Source organism: Neolewinella lacunae, assembly GCF_014349155.1.
Taxonomy (GTDB): Bacteria; Bacteroidota; Bacteroidia; order Chitinophagales; family Saprospiraceae; genus Neolewinella; species Neolewinella lacunae.
This window is the reverse complement of record NZ_JACSIT010000091.1, coordinates 127,198-144,325: the sequence shown is the minus strand read 5'-3', so window position 1 is coordinate 144,325 and position 17,128 is coordinate 127,198. Positions and strand designations below refer to the sequence as shown.

The 17,128-nt window shown below is 60.5% G+C and carries 13 protein-coding genes; 11 read left to right on the top strand and 2 right to left on the bottom strand.

All coding sequences use genetic code 11. The features are described from left to right. Positions 1-55: 55 nt before the first annotated feature. The 10 genes from H9S92_RS08500 (at position 56) to H9S92_RS08455 (ending at position 11,181) form a co-directional block, all read left to right on the top strand. Positions 56-1,249, top strand: coding sequence for an argininosuccinate synthase (locus H9S92_RS08500; protein WP_187466285.1), 1,194 nt, complete (start codon positions 56-58; stop codon positions 1,247-1,249). An 11-nt stretch (positions 1,250-1,260) separates the two neighbouring features. Continuing rightward, positions 1,261-2,232 carry an N-acetyl-gamma-glutamyl-phosphate reductase gene (argC, locus tag H9S92_RS08495; RefSeq protein ID WP_187466284.1) on the top strand — a complete coding sequence of 324 codons (972 nt, stop codon included), beginning with the start codon at positions 1,261-1,263 and terminating at the stop codon, positions 2,230-2,232. A gap of 44 nt (positions 2,233-2,276) precedes the next feature. After that, a complete protein-coding gene (locus tag H9S92_RS08490; protein ID WP_187466283.1) occupies positions 2,277-3,419 on the top strand; it encodes an aspartate aminotransferase family protein in 1,143 nt (380 codons plus the stop codon). Between the two features lie 256 nt (positions 3,420-3,675). Continuing rightward, positions 3,676-4,620 carry an N-acetylornithine carbamoyltransferase gene (locus tag H9S92_RS08485; protein WP_187466282.1) on the top strand — a complete coding sequence of 315 codons (945 nt, stop codon included), beginning with the start codon at positions 3,676-3,678 and terminating at the stop codon, positions 4,618-4,620. Positions 4,621-4,661: 41 nt separating this feature from the next. Next, positions 4,662-5,465 (top strand): 3'(2'),5'-bisphosphate nucleotidase CysQ, encoded by an 804-nt coding sequence (cysQ, locus tag H9S92_RS08480; protein WP_187466281.1) that lies wholly within the window; start codon positions 4,662-4,664, stop codon positions 5,463-5,465. A gap of 242 nt (positions 5,466-5,707) precedes the next feature. Next, positions 5,708-6,463 (top strand): glycosyltransferase family 2 protein, encoded by a 756-nt coding sequence (locus tag H9S92_RS08475; protein WP_187466280.1) that lies wholly within the window; start codon positions 5,708-5,710, stop codon positions 6,461-6,463. A gap of 54 nt (positions 6,464-6,517) precedes the next feature. Continuing rightward, entirely contained in the window at positions 6,518-7,768 is a 1,251-nt protein-coding gene (locus tag H9S92_RS08470) for an NAD(P)/FAD-dependent oxidoreductase (protein ID WP_187466279.1), read from the top strand. A gap of 253 nt (positions 7,769-8,021) precedes the next feature. Further along, positions 8,022-8,510 carry a methylated-DNA--[protein]-cysteine S-methyltransferase gene (locus H9S92_RS08465; RefSeq protein WP_187466278.1) on the top strand — a complete coding sequence of 163 codons (489 nt, stop codon included), beginning with the start codon at positions 8,022-8,024 and terminating at the stop codon, positions 8,508-8,510. A gap of 93 nt (positions 8,511-8,603) precedes the next feature. After that, positions 8,604-9,881, top strand: a complete 1,278-nt coding sequence (gene kynU / locus H9S92_RS08460) for a kynureninase (RefSeq protein WP_187466277.1) — start codon at positions 8,604-8,606, stop codon at positions 9,879-9,881. A 265-nt stretch (positions 9,882-10,146) separates the two neighbouring features. Then, positions 10,147-11,181 carry a DUF3089 domain-containing protein gene (locus H9S92_RS08455; protein ID WP_187466276.1) on the top strand — a complete coding sequence of 345 codons (1,035 nt, stop codon included), beginning with the start codon at positions 10,147-10,149 and terminating at the stop codon, positions 11,179-11,181. Positions 11,182-11,488: 307 nt separating this feature from the next. Here the strand turns inward: H9S92_RS08455 and H9S92_RS08450 are convergent, their stop codons facing one another. Both H9S92_RS08450 and H9S92_RS08445 read right to left on the bottom strand, forming a co-directional pair. Further along, positions 11,489-15,097 (bottom strand): hypothetical protein, encoded by a 3,609-nt coding sequence (locus tag H9S92_RS08450; RefSeq protein WP_187466275.1) that lies wholly within the window; start codon positions 15,095-15,097, stop codon positions 11,489-11,491. A 427-nt stretch (positions 15,098-15,524) separates the two neighbouring features. Further along, positions 15,525-16,214 carry an SDR family NAD(P)-dependent oxidoreductase gene (locus H9S92_RS08445; RefSeq protein WP_187466274.1) on the bottom strand — a complete coding sequence of 230 codons (690 nt, stop codon included), beginning with the start codon at positions 16,212-16,214 and terminating at the stop codon, positions 15,525-15,527. Between the two features lie 175 nt (positions 16,215-16,389). On the opposite strand from H9S92_RS08445, the gene H9S92_RS08440 reads away from it, so the two are divergent. Continuing rightward, entirely contained in the window at positions 16,390-17,073 is a 684-nt protein-coding gene (locus H9S92_RS08440) for a response regulator transcription factor (RefSeq protein WP_187466273.1), read from the top strand. The last annotated feature ends 55 nt before the right edge of the window (positions 17,074-17,128 follow it).

Sequence of the window (17,128 nt, the reverse complement as noted above, 5' to 3'; positions counted from 1 at the left end):
TGGGGGGAGTTGGGACTTTCCATATTCCTCACCCATCGCATTGCCCCCCGCACGCATGAAAAAGAAAATTGTACTCGCTTATTCCGGCGGACTGGACACGAGCTACTGCATCAAATACCTGACGGCCGAAGCGGGCTACGAGGTCCACGCCCTGACGGTAGATACCGGCGGCTTCGCCGACGATGAAATCCAGGAAATGGAAGCCCGTGCCCTTAGCCTCGGCGCGGCCAGCTACCGCCGCGAAGACGTCACGGAAAGCTACTACCGCGAATGCCTCCGCTATCTGGTGTACGGCAACTGCCTGCGCTACCAGACTTACCCGATGAGCGTCTCGGCCGAACGCATGTTCCAGGCCATGAGCGTGGCCCGCTACGCGGTAGCCATTGACGCCGACGGGGTGGCCCACGGCAGCACCGGCGCGGGCAACGACCAGGTCCGCTTTGACCTCGCCTTCGAGCTGAGCGGCAAAACGCTGGAGATCATCACCCCCATCCGGGACATGCAACTGAGCCGGCAGCAGGAGGTCGATTACCTGGCCCAACACGGCCTGGTATGGCCCGAGAAAAAAGGCAAATACAGCATCAACGCCGGCCTGTGGGGGACCTCCGTGGGCGGCACCGAGACCCTGACCAGCCACCAGAACCTGCCCGAGAGCGCCTGGCCCGTACCGGTAACGGCCACCGGGCCCCGGGAGATCGACCTGCACTTCGCGGCGGGGGAATTCACGGGCTTCGACGACCAGAAATTCAGTTCTCCCGTGGCGGCGATCAAGGCCCTGGAAGCGCTGGCGGCACCCTACGGCATTGGTCGCGACATCCACGTGGGCGACACCATCATTGGCATCAAGGGCCGGGTGGGATTTGCGGCCGCAGCGGCCATGCTCATCATCAAAAGCCACCACCTGCTGGAAAAGCACACGCTCGGCAAGTGGCAACTCTTCTGGAAGGAGCAACTGGCCAACTGGTACGGTATGATGCTGCACGAGGGGCAGTTCCTCGACCCCGTCATGCGCGACGTGGAGGCCTTTTTGGAAAGCTCCCAGGGCACCGTCAATGGCACCGTCCACGTCACGCTCCACCCCCACCGCTTTGTGCTCAACGGCATCACTTCGCCCAACGACCTGCTCGGGGCCGGTTTCGGGGCTTACGGCGAGGCCAACGAGGGTTGGAGCGGCGATGACGTGCGGGGATTCACCAAGATTTTGTCCGTCCCCGGCCGCATCCGCAACAGCGTGAACCAGCAGCCCTAAAGCGCAAGAACATGAAAAAAGCACGCATTGGCATCATCGGCGGCGGGGGCTACACGGCGGGGGAACTGTTGCGCCTTCTGGTCCATCACCCCGGCGTCGAGGTAGCCTACATCCAGAGCGAAAGCCAGGCGGGCAAGCCCGTTGCGACCGTCCATACCGACCTGATCGGGGAGCAATTGCCGCTTTTTTCGGGCGCGGACGCAGGTGCATTGGAAGGATTGACGGCGGTGTTTTTGTGCATGGGCCACGGCCGCTCCCGGGAATGGATGGACTCCGACGAGGTGCCGGCAACGACGGTGGTGGTGGATTTGAGTGCGGACTTCCGCCTGGACGAAGACTGGGTCTACGGCCTGCCCGAGATCAACCGGGCGGCGACGGTAGGGGCTACGCGCATTGCCAATCCCGGCTGTTTTGCCACGGCCATCCAGTTGGCCCTGCTGCCGCTGGTGCAGGCCGGGCTGGCCGAAGGGGAAGTCCACATCAACGGCATCACCGGCAGCACCGGCGCGGGGCAGCAACCTACGGAGACGAGCCACTTCAGCTGGCGCACGGCCAATGTGTCCATCTACAAAGCCTTTGACCACCAGCACCTGCACGAGATCAACCGCAGCGCCCGCCAACTGGGCCGCCGGGCGAGTGGGGGGCTCAACTTTCTGCCCGTGCGTGGTCCCTTCGCCCGCGGCATCTACGTGAGCACTTACGTACAGACCGACGCCAGCGCCAAACAGCTCCGGGAACTGTTCCACGACTTCTACGCCACGGCCGCCTTTACGCACGTGACGGAGGAGAACCCTGACCTGAAACAGGTAGTTAATACCAACAAGGGCCTCGTTTACGTAGAAAAACACGGCGATAAGGCGCTGGTCATTTCACTCATCGATAACTTACTTAAGGGGGCCAGCGGGCAGGCCGTGCAAAACCTCAACCTGGCTTTGGGCCTGGAAGAAACCGCCGGCTTGCAGTTGAAAGCTGGCGTTTACTAAGACTTTTCTCCTCACCGGCCTGCGGGCCCCAAGACTTCGCTACGATGCAACTTTTCGACGTTTATCCCCTCTACGACATTGAGCCCGTGCGCGGGCAGGGAACCTACGTATACGATAAGGACGGGCGCGAAATCCTCGACTTCTACGGCGGGCACGCGGTGATCAGCATCGGGCATTCCCATCCGCATTACGTCCGGGCGCTCCAGGAACAGATTGCCAAGATTGGCTTTTACAGCAACAGCATCCAGAACCCGTTGCAGACGGAGTTGGCTGATAAGCTGGGGGCACTCTCGGGGCTCGACGATTACCACCTTTTCCTGGTCAGCAGTGGGGCCGAAGCCAACGAAAACGCGTTGAAGGTGGCCAGCTTCCACACGGGGCGGAGCCGGATTCTGGCCTTTGCGGGGGCTTTCCACGGCCGTACCTCCGCTGCCGTCAACGTGACGGACAACGAAAGCATCAAGGCACCGATCAACCGCAACTACCCGGTGACTTTCCTCCCGCTCAACGACCTGGAGGCGGTGGAGCGGGAATTGGCGAAGGGTGACGTGGCTGCCGTCATCATTGAGGGCGTGCAGGGCATCCACGGCATTTACGTGCCGGAGCCGGCGTTTCTGGAGGCGCTGGCCGGGCTTTGCCACGCCAACGGGGCCTTGTTGATTCTCGACGAGGTACAATCGGGCTACGGGCGTACAGGAAAGTTTTTCGGCTTCCAGTATTCCGCGGTTGAACCGGACCTGGTGACGGTGGCCAAGGGCATGGGCAATGGTTTTCCCATCGGTGGTGTGCTGATCCACCCCTCTTTGCCGGCTAAGCATGGGATGCTGGGGACAACCTTCGGCGGCAGCCACCTGGCCTGTGCGGCGGGGATTGCGGTGCTGGACGTGCTGAAATCCGAAGACCTGATCACCAACGCCGCCGAGCAGGGACGGTACCTGATGGATACGCTGGCGGCCACCGGGCTGTTTACCGAAGTGCGGGGCCACGGCCTGATGATCGGGCTGCAAATGGACGTCCCCATCGGCCCCCTGCGCAAAAAACTGCTCTTTGAGCAAAACGTCTTTACCGGTTCGGCCAAAGACCCCAATACCATCCGGCTGCTGCCGCCTTTGAACGTTTCCCGCGCCGAATGCGAGCGCCTGGTGGAAGCTTTTACGGCGGTGTTGGTGCCTTCTACGGTTGGGTGAGTGAGCGAATGTTTGAATGAGCGACCGCAGTAGGCAGCAGTACTGCTAATGCGTGACCGCAGATGGGTAGGGTTGGGGTTGCCCATCAAATATCGAGAATCGTCTATCAATTTCTTATCCCCCCACCCCCGAAGGGGGCTTTTTCAAGCGGGAAGCAGTCTCTTACTGAGGATAAATGATGAAAAGGAGTGGTGTTTTTCGCCGCATAGCTGCTCAACCATTATTCTGCGGGGTAGCCAATCAAAAACCAAACTGTATGCAACAATTTCTTTCCGTCGCCGACGCTCCTGATATCAATGCCTTGCTGGAAAAGGCGCGGGCCCACAAGGCCAATCCCTTCGGGCAGCATCATTTGGGCAAGCAGAAGATGGTGATCAACCTGTTTTTCAATCCCAGCCTCCGTACGCGCATCAGCACGGAGAAAGCCGCCCGGCAGTTGGGTTGTGACGTGATTACTTACGACGCCGGCGGAGGCTGGGGCATTGAATTTGAGGATGGGGCGGTGATGAACCTGAACACCGCCGAGCACGTCCGCGAAGCTGCTGGCGTGTTGAGCCAGTACTGTGATATTTTGTGTGTGCGTTCTTTTCCGGGGCTGAAGGACCGGGAGGCGGATTACCGCGACCAGGTCATGCAGGCCTTCGTGCGCCACGCTACGGTGCCGGTGGTGAGCCTGGAGTCGGCGACGCGCCATCCTTTGCAGAGTCTGGCCGACTGCCTGACCATCGCTGAGCACCGCACTAAGTCCCGGCCCAAGGTGGTTTTGACCTGGGCTCCGCACCCCCGGCAATTGCCGCAGTGCGTAGCCAACAGCTTTGCGGAGTGGATGTTGGCCTGGGGGGAGGTTGACCTCACCATTGCTAATCCGGAGGGTTTTGACCTGGCACCTGCGTTCGCGCCCCCGGCCATCGTCACCCACGACCAGCGTGCGGCCTTCGCGGGAGCCGACTTCATCTACGCCAAAAACTGGTCGGCCTACACCGACTATGGTGCCACTACGGCCGACTGCGGTGACTGGACGGTGGACGAAGCGAAAATGGCCCTGACCAACGACGCCCACTTCATGCACTGCCTGCCGGTGCGCCGCAACGTGGTGGTCAGCGACGGGGTGATTGACAGCAAGCGCTCGTTGGTATTGCAACAGGCGAACAATCGTACCTGGGCGGCGCAGGCCGTTTTGGGAACCATTTTGGGCGGGTAGCTGCGCGGTGGGTTTCCGGAGGACATCCGTACCTTTGGGCCATGACTGATTATCTCGCCCTGGCTACCGAAGTAGGCGCCATCGCGCGCCGCGCCGGTGCCGCCATCCTGGAAATTTACGAAAGCGAAGACTTTGGCGTAGAGCTGAAGGCGGACGATAGCCCGCTGACCCGCGCCGACCGCGCCGCCAATGGGGTGATCGAAGCGGGACTGCGGGCACTGACCTTTCAGGCCCCCATCATCTCCGAAGAGGGAGACAACGTTACGTACGCCACCCGGTCGCAGTTCACCCGTTTCTGGTTGGTCGATCCGCTGGATGGCACCAAAGAATTCATCAAGCGCAACGGTGATTTTACGGTTAACATCGCCCTGGTGGAGAGTGGAAAGCCGGTCCTGGGCGTCGTCTACGTGCCCGTCACCGATGAACTTTTTTACTCCGCCCCCGGCCAGGGCGCCTGGCAGGTGAACGGCGCGGCGGGAGAGCCGGTGCGCATTGCGGCCGCGTCCTTCACGCTCCAGGATCCCAACCTGCGCATTGTGGCCAGCCGCAGCCACCTCAACCAGGAGACGCAGGACATCATCGACCGCTTCGACCGGCCGGAGCTGGTGCAGCGGGGCAGCTCGTTGAAAATCATTGAACTGGCCCGGGGTGGGGCGCACGTGTACCCCCGCCTGGCCCCGACGATGGAATGGGACACTGCGGCGGCCCACGCCATCCTGCTGGAAGCCGGAGGACGGATGGTGGACGAAGAAACGGGGAAGGACCTGCGCTACAACAAGCCTTCTTTGCTCAATCCTTACTTCATTGCCTACGGAAAGGTGCGCGAAGAATTGCTGACTTGCTGAGGGAGTGTGACTAGCTCCGCAGATTCCGGATGCGGAGTGTCTACTTGGGTGAGCCCCCGGATTCCGGATGCGGAGTGTCTACTTGGGTGAGCCCCCGGATTCCGGATGCGTTGCATCCTCCATCCGGGGTTATTCAGGTTCGACCCCTGCCGGGGTCGGGGGTGTTGAAGTACGAAAGTGAATCACTCCTATCCCAGCGGGAGCTCCTTTATTCCCTTCCTCCTTTATTCCCTTATTCTCGTATGCGTCCCCTTTCCATCATTTACACTACCCATAATGAGATTGACATCATTGAGCGGTCATTGGCAACGGTAGCGGGTTGGTCGGATGATTTGGTGGTGGTGGACAGTTTCAGTACGGACGGAACGGCGGAATTGCTGGCCGGGCGACCCGACGTGATCCTGCGGCAGCGGGCGTACCAGGGGCCAGCTGAGCAAAAAAACTGGGCCATTGAACGGGCCCGCCACGAGTGGATATTGTTGCTGGACGCCGATGAGTTGGTGACGCCGGCCCTGCGGCAGGAGATTGATGCCCTGCTGGCGGCAGCGGAACTGCCCTACGACGCCTACTGGATTGGGCGGGACAATCACTTCATGGGCAAGCGCATCTACCACAGCGGTTGGGCGGGCGATAAGGTGGTGCGTTTTTTTCACCGCGACCGGGCCAGGTACGACGGCAAGCAGGTCCACGAAGAAATCGTGACCGAGGGTTTACGGGTAGGTTGGCTGCGGGGGCGGCTGGAGCACTATACTTTTAAGAGCCTGGAGCACTTTCTGGATAAGACGCGGCGCTACGCCCGGTGGTCGGCCCAGGACTACGCCGCCCGGACGCCGCGGGTGGGTTTTTACCATCTGTTGGTGAAGCCGGTGTACCGTTTTTGCAAGCACTACCTGTTGCAGGGGGGCTTCCGGGACGGCCGGGAGGGGCTGATGATCAGTGCGGTACTGGCCTGGGGGGTGTTTTTGCGTTACGCTTATTTGCTGACGGGGAGGCGGTAATTTGGTCCGTATGCCTTTCCAACGCATCTTTGTGACAAACGAAAGCAGCTGACCTTGCCCCATCCCCAGATCATCATCATCGGTGCCGGAGCCGCTGGCCTGGTTGCCGCCAGCGAACTGGAGCGGGCTGGCCACCGCCCCTTACTCCTGGAAGCGGAAGACCGCGTAGGCGGCCGCTTAAAGACCGACGAGGTCGACGGCTTTTTGCTGGACCGTGGCTTTCAGGTCTTGCTCACGGAATACCCCGAGGTAAAACGCTACCTCGACCTGGATGCCCTGGAGGTGAAGAGTTTCCGCCCGGGCGGCCACGTCCACACCCGCCAACAACGTTTTCGTTTTGCCGACCCGATGCGGGAGCCAGCGCAGTTGATCCGTTCGGCGGTGTCGCCGATTGGGACCTGGTCCGACAAAATCAAGCTCGCGCGCCTGGGCCTGCGGCTGAGGAATAAGTCGGTAGAAGAATGTTTCCGGGGATTTACGGAGCAGCGATCGATTGACTACCTCTGGTCTTTGGGCTTCAGTGAGCAAATTGTGGAGCGTTTTTTTCGTCCGTTCTTCGGGGGGATTTTTCTGGAGCAGGAGTTGCGTACGCCGGCGGCGATGTTCCGCTTCATCTTCAAGATGTTTGGCCACGGCAGTGCGGCTTTGCCGGCGGGTGGCATCGAAGCGGTGGCGAAGCAACTGGCGGGCCGCCTTCGGCAAACGGAAATTCGTTGCAATACGCCCGTAGCGCAAGTGCGGGAAGGCACTGTGGTGCTGGCCGACGGTACGACCCTGGACGCGCCGGGAGGGATCATCATTGCCTGCCCGCCCGAAAAGCTCATGCCTCAGCTCGCGGGGGGTGGCGTACGTTGGAAATCTACCAGCAACCTCTACTTCTACAGCAACCGCCGATTGAAAGAAAACCGATTGATCAACCTCGTCTCCGACCCGACCAGCCTGATCAATACCTATGCGGTGCTCGATGAGGTGGCTCCGAGCTACAAACTCACGCAGCAGGGGGGATCGCTGATCTCCGTCACCCTGCGCGAGACGGTGGACCGCGAAAGCCAGATTGGGCAGGCGGAGCAAGACCTCCTTCGGCACAGCCGTTTGCCCAACGATAGTTTGCAATTTTTGCGGCACTACATCGTGCGCCATGCGCTGCCCGATTTGCACCCGGTGGCATTTCGCCAGGATGCTACCCACTCCCGGGTGGCAAAGGGCATTTACTTAGCGGGAGATCACCAGCTGAACGGCTCTTTGGATGCGGCCCTGCGCAGTGGGCGGCTGGCTGCGGAGGGCTTGTTGCTGGGTGGGGGGTGAGGTTGTGGCTAAAGCCGCGACAATACCTGGAGACCTTCGGTCTGGATTGGTCGGGCTGAAGCCGCGACAATACCTGGGGGGCTGAAGCCGCGACAATACCGGTCGGGCTGAAGCCGCGGCAACACCTGGAGACCTTCGGTCTTGATTGGTCGGGCTGAAGCCGCGACAATACTTTGGGGGCGGGCTGAAGCCGCGACAATACCTGGGGGGCTGAAGCCGCGGCAATACCGGCGGTTGTTCGTAACTTAGCAGCATGGCAACAACCTGGCTGCACAGTGATTTCGGTACCTTTCAAATGTCAGCTTCGGCGCTGGGGCTGACGGAATTGCGTTTGATGGACATTAAGGTGCCGCAGGGAATGGCATCGGAGAATCCGCACTTGCGGGCCGCTTCGGAGCAGTTGCTGGCCTACTTTGCGGGGGAGCTGACGGAATTTGACGTGGCGCTGGACTGGTCTGGCGCTACGGAATTTCACCGGGCAGCGTGGACGGAACTGTGTGCCATTGGCTACGGCCGCACGGTGAGCTACCAGTACATTGCCGACCGCTTGGGCGACCCCAAAGCTTCCCAGGCCGTGGGCCAGGCCAACCGCCGCAACCCCATTGCCATCATCGTGCCTTGCCACCGGGTGATCGCGAAAACGGGTGATCTCCAGGGTTACTTTTATGGCCTCGATTTCAAGCGCCGTTTGCTGGCTTTGGAGAACCCCCGGAGTTTTGCGGAGCAAGGGAGTTTGTTTTGAATGCGTGAATGATTGAATGCGTGACCGCCGTAGGCAGCAGCGTAGCTAATGGGCTGCCGCTCGGGACAGGCTACCGGATTAAGGCCTAAATTTGTGGTCCTGCGCTGGTTGACCTGGGGCAAATTTTCTCGCTTCGTAAATTACTGTGTCATCAAACGTTCTGCATTCCACCTCCCTCCCGATAAGATTTACCTTTGCGGCAACAGTCTGGGGCCCCAGCCCAAGGCCGCCGCTGCTGCGTTGCAAGCGGAACTGGACAGCTGGCGGGAGCGCGGGGTGGAAGGCTGGTGGCTGGGGGATGGTCCGGAAGGCGGCTGGCTGGGTTTCCACCGCCGGCTGGAGGGGGCCTTGGCTGACCTTGTCGGGGCCCAACCCGCCGAAGTGACGGTAGCCAATGCCCTGACGGTAAATCTCCACCTCCTGCTGGTCTCCTTTTTCCGGCCGGCCGGCAAGCGTTGTAAGATCATCATGGAGGCGGGAGCTTTCCCATCGGACCAGCACGCGATCATCAGCCAGTTGCGCTTCCACGGGCTGGATCCGGCGGAGCACCTGATTGAGTTGCGTCCCTTGCCGGGGGAAGACAAGCTGCGCACGGAAGACATCGTTGCGGCTATTCAGCGGGTGGGGGACGAACTGGCGCTGGTGCTTTGGAGCGGGGTCCATTATTATACCGGGCAATACTTTGCGCTGGAGCCGATTGCCCGGGCGGGCCACGCGGTGGGGGCGATGGTAGGTTTTGACCTGGCCCACGCTGCGGGCAACGTACCGATGCGGCTGCACGATTGGGGGAGCGATTTTGCCGTCTGGTGTTCCTACAAGTACCTCAACGGTGGGCCGGGGGCTCCGGGGGGACTCTTCGTGCACGAGCGCCACCACGAGCGGGAGGATTTGCCCCGGTTTGCGGGCTGGTGGGGCCACCGGGAGAGCGATCGTTTTTTGATGCGGCGGGAGTTTCGTCCGGAGCGGGGGGCGGCGGGATGGCAGGTTTCGACCGTTCCGGTATTAGGGATGGCGCCGTTATTAGCGTCGTTGCCCCTGTTTGCCGAGGCGGGAGGGATGCTTGCGCTGCGGGCGCACAGCCGGGAACTGACCCAGCGCCTGTACGCCGGGCTGGAGCAATTGCCGGGGCTACGGATCATTACGCCCGATGCTGCCGAAGACCGCGGTGCGCAGTTATCCGTCTACGTCCCGGGGCACCGTCCGGACCTGGAGGCCACGCTCTCCGCCGCTGGCCTGGTGGTCGATTACCGCGAAGACAACCTGGGCGGCAGTGCAGGGGGGGTACTGCGGCTGGCCCCGGCCCCGCTCTATACCCTGGCCGAGGAGGTGGATGAGGCAGTGCGGATTCTGGCGGAAGCATTGCAGGCGTAGCCCTTGCACCGCTCCCTATTCCCTGCTTAGCACCTGCGGCCGCGCCCCGTGAAATAAAGGGGGAAAGGGAAAAGGGGGAAAGGGAAAAAGGGGGAAAGGAGTAGAGGGGAAAAGGGAACTAAGCGACGGAAAAAATCGTTATAGGAAAATATCCTATATCCCAAAGCACATTCCCATGACTATTCTTGCCCTTGCCCTGATCGGTGGAATTTTGATTTACTTTGCGCAAGACCGTGGCGTACGCCAGTAAATCCTTTCTCGCCTGATGCGTTTTCTTTTTCTCTTGCCGCTGGCTTGCCTGGCGGCTTGTGCCAGCGTCCCGAAGCTTCCCGGTGATGCTGCCCTGCCCGTGCCTCCTGCGCCCGATTACTCCCGCGCGGCACACTGGGCGGCGCTGCCTTTTACCGACGACCCAGCCGATCGCACGCCCGGCGACAGCCTGGAGGACGGACAGGTGACGGCGGTGGCGGACGTTTTCTACATCCATCCCACCATCTATTTCGATACCCGGAAAGGGAATACCTACTGGAATGCGAGCCTGGCCGACGCTAAGTTGAACCAGGCGGTGGACGACAGCGCCATCCTTAATCACGGCAGCATTTTTAATGCAGCGGGGAAGGTCTACGCCCCGCGTTACCGGCAGGCCCACATCAAGGTGTTTTACGAGCGGGGGAGCACGGTAAAGGACGCCGCCCTGGATACGGCCTACCAAGACGTTTTGGCGGCCTTCGACTACTACCTGCAGACCTATAATCACGGCCGGCCCATCATCATTGCCAGCCACAGCCAGGGCACGACCCACGCCAAGCGCCTGCTTGCCGACCGCTTTGACGCGAAGCCGCTCAGGCAGCAATTGGTTGCGGCCTACCTGGTGGGGATGCCCGTCAGTGCCCAGGCTTACCCGACCATCCCCGTTTGCCAAAGTGCGACGGAGACCGGCTGCTTCGTCAGTTGGCGCACCTACCGGGAGGATTTTACGCCCAAGTCCAATTACCGCGATACCGTACCCTCCATCGCCGTGGTCAACCCCCTGAGCTGGACCACGCGTACGGAGCGGGTACCAGCGGAAGCCAACCTGGGCGGTGTACTTTACAACTACGGGAAGGGGCCACTGCCCGGCCTCGTATGGGCGGAAATCAGAGGCGCTGGCCTGTTTACCAACAAGCCCCGCTTTTTTGGCGACATCCTTTTCAATACCAAGAATTACCACATTGGCGACTACAACCTGTTCTGGATGAACGTGCGGGAGAATGCGGTGCGGCGGGTGGAGGCTTTTGAGGGGTTGGTGGAGGGGAAGTAGTGCTGGTTTTTTTTGGAGCTTCGCTCCTTGTTTTGAACCACTAAGTTTGTAGGTCGCTTCGCGCCCTCTTTTTGAACCACTAAGAACACGAAGAGGGACTAAGCTTTGGGCAGCACCTGAGGTCGAGACGTTTTACGTCGAGGGGTTTACCGGGTTCAATCACGAGTTAAGTAGTGCGGGGGAGGATTACAGTCGACGTGAAACGTCTCCACCTCACGGTCGCCGTATAACGGCTCTACCAACCACTTCAATTAACTCCATGCCTTACTCCATGGTACTCCCTGGGCTAAAGAAGTAAAGACGCGGATCAGAAATCGTAGCCCAGGGAGAAGTGGAACATACCGGGTTGGCGGATGCTGGTTTCGACGCCCCAGGCGTAATCGACGCGGATGAAATACCCGAAGACGGTAGTCCGTGCTCCGAAGCCGTAGCCGTAGATGATGGGATCGCGGAAGCGGCGTACGCGGACCACCACCGTCCGGGTGCCCGGCAATTGGGGGTCGGGATAAGTGGTGATGTTGACGGGGTTGTCTTCGTCGAAGGGATCGCGGCCCGCCCAGGCGGTACCGATGTCGAAGAAGGATACCAGCTGGAAGTCGCGCAGCAGTTTGGAGTTGAGGTTGTGGAACAGGTAGGTGAAAACGGGGATGCGCAATTCGGCGTTGGAGAGCACGTAGGTGCCGCCGTTGCGGATGTTAATGTCGAAGCCCCGCAGGGGGTTGGCCAGATCCTGGAAAACGAACTCTCCGGTAGATGGCGTTGGGATGCCCTGGTTGAAACTATTGACCAGACTGTTATCGGCTCCGCCGAGGTAATAGAGGATTTTTTGTTGGCCGAAGTTGGTGGAGCCCGCGAGGCGCAGAGCCAGGATGCTGCGTTTATCGAGGCGTTGGTAGTGGCGGGCGTCGAAGCCTACCAGGCCCAGGAAGCCGGGGCGGAAGCCGGTTTCCTGGGTGTTATCGCCCAGGCTGATGTCGAAACTCTTGTAAAAATCCACGAACACCTTGTAGCGGGTGCCCATGCGGAGGTTGGTGGCCAGATCGAGGGTATTATCGAAAACATACTCCAGGCGGGCGCCGATGCGGGCCTCCGTAGCGGGTGCCGTCTGGAGGGCGGCCAGCTCGGTGGGCAGCGTCTGGACCCGGTCGCGGCGGAGAGTGGCCGTAGCCCGCAGGGAGCGGAAGACGTCGAGGGGATAGCGGACGCCGTACTGGGCCAGCAGGGTATTTTCTTCGACCAGGCGGGGCTGGCTGGGGCCGAAGGGATTGAAGAAGCCATTTTCCAGGCGGCGGTTGCGGCGGTAGACGGAGAAGATGCGGTCCAGCCGGTGCTTGCGGTCTTCGAAGGTGGCGAAGTATTCCGTCCCGTTGAAACTCGTCGGGATGCGCACGCCGCCGGTGATGCTGTAGTCTTCGAAGAGGTCGATGATATTGCCCTTAAAGAGGATGCCCAGGGGCTGCTGGGTGAAGCCATTGGGGTTGGCGCTGAAGCTGTTGAGTCCGGCGAAGAGCGGAGCATTATCGGCTTCGGTTTTGAAGTAATTGACCCGGAAGGTGAGGCGGTAGGGCGTAATGAGGCCCCGGTTGAAGCGGTAGATGCGGTTGAGTTCACTCATCGTCCGCTCGCCGCGCAGGAGTTTATTGGTGGGCCGGGGGCGCTTCGGGTCGTTGAGGGAGGGGCTGATGACCGTCAGGTTGGGGCGGGTGCCGGTGCTGTCCGGACGAGCGGGTGCCGTGGGCCTTTCCTGGGTGGTGGGGTCGCGGAGCAGGATGTTGGGGTCGGTGGTATCGGGCGTGGGTGGCGCGGGGGGATCGACAAAATCCTTGAAGCGGGTCTGAAAAAGAAAGGCCTCATTGCTGAGGTTGCTGTTGGGCGTAGTGGGGTTGGTAGTGTTAGGGGCAATGAGGTTGCCGAGGGGATTTTGTTCGCCGGGGCTGGTGAAGGCGGGAACGGCCTGGCCCGCAGCCTGGTAGCTGTTACGGCGGAAAGCGGTGGGGGCCAGGGGCAGGTTCCGCGTGGTGTCAAACTGGAAAGTGCGGAAGGCCTGGCCATCGTCTGCCAGCAGTAATTCCACCCCGAAGTTGGTCTTTTCGCTGGCGTCTTGCAGCAGGATGTTGCCGCGGTAATTGGTCACAGCCTCCACCACGGCGCGTTCCTTGATGACGGGGAAAACGACGACGGAATCAATCAGGGTCGTATCCAGCGTTTGCAGGGTGCTATCGGCGTGAAGGGTGATTTCGCTGCCGTCGCTGAGGTAGATCGTCTGTTCGTAGTGGTGGATGAATTCTTCCAGGTGGGCCTGGTAGCGGTCAAAAATGCCACTCGCGTCGCTGAGGTAGCTGAAGTGGGTACCGTCGATGGCAACCGGGTTGCGCTCGTCGGCCAGCGGAGTATCGGTGATCTGGACGAGTTCGCCCGGCCGGTTCTCCAGGTCGTAGTAGAACAGGTCGTAATCGCCGATGGGCAGAATGGTATCGAGGCCTTCTTTTTTCAGTTCGATGGTGCGGCGGTTACTGGCGAAGACTACGCCGCGGCGGCCTTCGACGTTGACGGGCATGGCATCGAGGTCGTCCCAAAAATCATTGGTGATCTTGATGGACGCGCGGTTGGCGGGGAAGTAGGTGTAGAGATCGGTAAAGCCGAAGGCGCTGGCCGTCATGATCATGGTGCCGGGGTCGACGTAGGCCATGGAAAAGACGCGGTCGAGGGTGATGTCGAGGTCTTTCGTAACGTCCTTGCCCGTCTTCAGGTCGTACTGCATCAGGCGGGGGCGGTCGCGGTATTCGTAGAGGATGGCCAGCTCCTGGTTGGTGGGCGAGAAGTCGAGCAGGGGGTAATTGTAGTCGGTGGCCTGCAAAAGATTGCGCTGGCCACCCTTATGGACCAGGGTGCGTTCGCCGGTGGTGAGGGATTGCAGGAAGACCTTGTAGCGGCCGATTTCGTTGAGCACGTAGGCCACCTGGGTGCCATCGGGGCTCACCTTCAGGCTGGTGATGGGCAGGTGGCGCTTGTTTTTGAGGGGGACTTCGGTGCTGGCGGGCATTTGCCGGTCTCCCGTATCTTCGTTGTAGCGGGTGCGGTAGTACTCCATCCAGTTGAAGAGGATGTTGTCGTAGTTGCTGCCGAGTACGTAGAGGAAACCGTTTTCCACCGAGCGGTTGATGCGCGTGAGGTAGAGGAGGTTGGAGACAGTGGGCTTGCCGAAATTCTGGGCGACGTAATACCAGAAGGAATGTCCGGCCAACACGGGATAATCGGTGGCCAGGTCGCGGAAATTGTCGTAGTCGCCGCTCTGCAGCAGCTGCCGCAGCTGGTCGTCTTTTTCCGTGTTCCAGTCTTCGCCCAGGTAGCTGATCAGGCCGCTTTTGAACCAGGGGGGGAGGTTGAGCAAGACGGCATTCTGGACGACCTCCTGCACGGAGCTGCCGTAGAGCATCTGCTCAATGTAGACGCTGGCCATGGCTTCGCGGACCTGGCGGCGGAGGTCGCCGTGGTCTCCGTTGTAGTACACGAAAGCCTTATTGCCGAGGAATTTGGCCTGGGTGGCGGAGATGTAGCTGGTGCTGCGCCCCAGGTTCTGGCTGCCGGGCAGGGTAAAAACCTCCTCGCTGCCGATGTTGCTCTGCTTGAGGTCGGTAACGTCGCGGTAGACGATGAGCTGGACTTTCTCGTTCATGCGGTGCTCCAGCATCTTTTGGATGTAGCCGAAGTCGTATTCGGCCATCTGCACGACAGACTGCCCGAGGTTGCGGCCCTCGCCGTACCAGTAGGTGATGAAATTATCGGACTCGTACTTCTCCCAGTCTTCAAAATCCTTGTGGTACTGCACGCGGTTTTTGCCGAACTCCACCTGGGAAGTTTGGGCGGCCAGGGTGGTGGCAAACAGCGTGCAAAGCAGGTAGAGGGATAAGCGCATGTGGCAGGAAGATTTAGCTCGGGGCGGGGGCGGGCCACGGCGGTAGTGCAATACCCAAGGCCCGGCAAACGCCCAACGCGCCCTAAGGTACGGCGCGCCCTAATGTAACGGTTTCTCTGCGCATTGGTTATCTGCGGGTGCTTTTTCTGCGGCACGAATGTGGAAAATTGCCTGCTGAGCGGCATTTTGGGGCGCGGACGCAGGTGCAGGGGAAGTTGAATTTAACATTTACAATTCAACATTCAACATTTAAAATTTGCTTCGCGGGAGGTTTTGGGGTTTTTGACGAGGAGAGTGCTCGGGGTAGCCTAGGGCTTTAGGCAATGGTGGAGCCGTTGTACGGCGACTGCTTCCCTTTTTGAGGGTGCTTACCTGGATTTTGGCCCGTCTGCCACTTCGCCGTACAACGGCTCAACCAGGGCGGGCCTCAGGCACCCAGCCCACCATCCATTCCCACGATTTGCCCGGTCATGAAGGCGGCGTGGTCGCTGAGCAGGAAGGCGGCCATGGCGGCAATTTCCTGGGGTTCGGCGATGCGTTTGAGGGGGTGGCGTTCGGCGCTGGCCTGGCGTTTTTCGTCGGTGGCGATGAGTTTTTCGGCCAGGGGGGTAGCGGTGAGGGAGGGGGCGATGGCGTTGACGCGGATGGCCGGGGCGTACTCGGCGGCGAGGCTGCGGGTGAGGCCTTCGACGGCACCTTTGGCGGCGGCGACACCGGCGTGGAAGGGCATGCCCCGCTGGACGGCCACGGTGGAAAAGAGGACGACGGAAGCCTGGCCAGGGTATTGCTTGAGTGGGCGTTCGACGGCCTGGAGGCAGCGGACGGCCCCAACGACGTTGAGCTCGAAAGCTTCGCGGAAGGCGGCGGGCCTGAGGCTGCGGAACGACTTCAGTTCGATGCTGCCGGGGCAGTAGGCCAGTCCGGCGAGCTCCGCGGGGATGATGTCCTTGGCGGGGTCTTCGTCGGCGGTGACGTCGTAGGCGTGGAAAGTGACGGTGCCGGGGAGGTCGCGGCGTTCGCGGGCCCAAACGGTGATGGAGTGCCCGGCGGCGAGGAGTTGGTCAACGAGGGCCCGCCCGATTCCTGAGCTGCCCCCGACGATGAGATAGTTTGCCATGGGGGCCTAACGGCATCGGGGTGCTTTTGGTTTTCGGGCGGGACTTTCCCCGCTCCTTGTCCGTTCCGGGCACCTGCGGCCGCGCCCGGAAAAAACAGTTGTGCGTCACAAATCGAGCCAACCCGCAACCAAGCGGCCCCCAAAAATGTAGCGTAAAAGACCAACGTGAAGGAATATGCTGCGTGTACTGCTGGTGGAGGATGAAGAGAACATCCGCGAAACCGTGAAATTGAACCTGGAGCTGGACGGCTTTGAGGTGGTGACGGCCGAAAATGGCCGCAAAGCCCTGAAGCACAGCCAGGAACAACATTTTGACGTGATGGTCGTGGACGTCATGCTGCCCGAGGTGGACGGATTCCAGGTGGTGGAACAGATTCGCCTGACGGACCGCGAGACGCCGATCATTTTTCTGACGGCCAAGGACCAGGCGCAGGACCGCATCCAGGGCCTCAAAAAAGGGGCGGACGATTACCTGACCAAGCCTTTCGTGTTTGAAGAGCTGCTCTTGCGCGTGCGCCGCCTCATTGAGCGGACGAGCAAAAACCCCGACGTGCAGCCCGATCTCTACACCTTTGGCGGCAATAAAATCAATTTTGCCACCTACGAAGCAGTGGGCAACCAGGGCGAATTTACGCTGACGAAAAAGGAAGCGATGCTCCTGAAATTACTCACCGACCGCCGCGGCGAGGTGGTGAGCCGGCAGCACATTTTGCAATCGGTCTGGGGATATGACGTATACCCGAGTACCCGCACGATCGATAATTTTATTCTTTCTTTCCGCAAGTATTTTGAAGAAGACCCGCGTACGCCGGTGCATTTTTTGAGTGTGCGGGGGGTGGGGTATAAATTTGTGGAGTGAGGGGGGGGGATTGAATGAGTGAATGATCGAATGGGTGACCGCCGTAGGCAGCAGC

Excerpts from the sequence above, each read along its gene's own strand:
- H9S92_RS08445 (WP_187466274.1), bottom strand. The coding sequence starts at position 16,214 with ATGGCAAACTATCTCATCGTCGGGGGCAGCTCAGGAATCGGGCGGGCC.
- H9S92_RS08475 (WP_187466280.1), top strand. The coding sequence starts at position 5,708 with ATGCGTCCCCTTTCCATCATTTACACTACCCATAATGAGATTGACATC.
- H9S92_RS08500 (WP_187466285.1), top strand. The coding sequence starts at position 56 with ATGAAAAAGAAAATTGTACTCGCTTATTCCGGCGGACTGGACACGAGC.
- cysQ (WP_187466281.1), top strand. The coding sequence starts at position 4,662 with ATGACTGATTATCTCGCCCTGGCTACCGAAGTAGGCGCCATCGCGCGC.
- H9S92_RS08485 (WP_187466282.1), top strand. The coding sequence starts at position 3,676 with ATGCAACAATTTCTTTCCGTCGCCGACGCTCCTGATATCAATGCCTTG.
- H9S92_RS08440 (WP_187466273.1), top strand. The coding sequence starts at position 16,390 with ATGCTGCGTGTACTGCTGGTGGAGGATGAAGAGAACATCCGCGAAACC.
- H9S92_RS08455 (WP_187466276.1), top strand. The coding sequence starts at position 10,147 with ATGCGTTTTCTTTTTCTCTTGCCGCTGGCTTGCCTGGCGGCTTGTGCC.
- H9S92_RS08490 (WP_187466283.1), top strand. The coding sequence starts at position 2,277 with ATGCAACTTTTCGACGTTTATCCCCTCTACGACATTGAGCCCGTGCGC.
- argC (WP_187466284.1), top strand. The coding sequence starts at position 1,261 with ATGAAAAAAGCACGCATTGGCATCATCGGCGGCGGGGGCTACACGGCG.
- H9S92_RS08450 (WP_187466275.1), bottom strand. The coding sequence starts at position 15,097 with ATGCGCTTATCCCTCTACCTGCTTTGCACGCTGTTTGCCACCACCCTG.
- H9S92_RS08465 (WP_187466278.1), top strand. The coding sequence starts at position 8,022 with ATGGCAACAACCTGGCTGCACAGTGATTTCGGTACCTTTCAAATGTCA.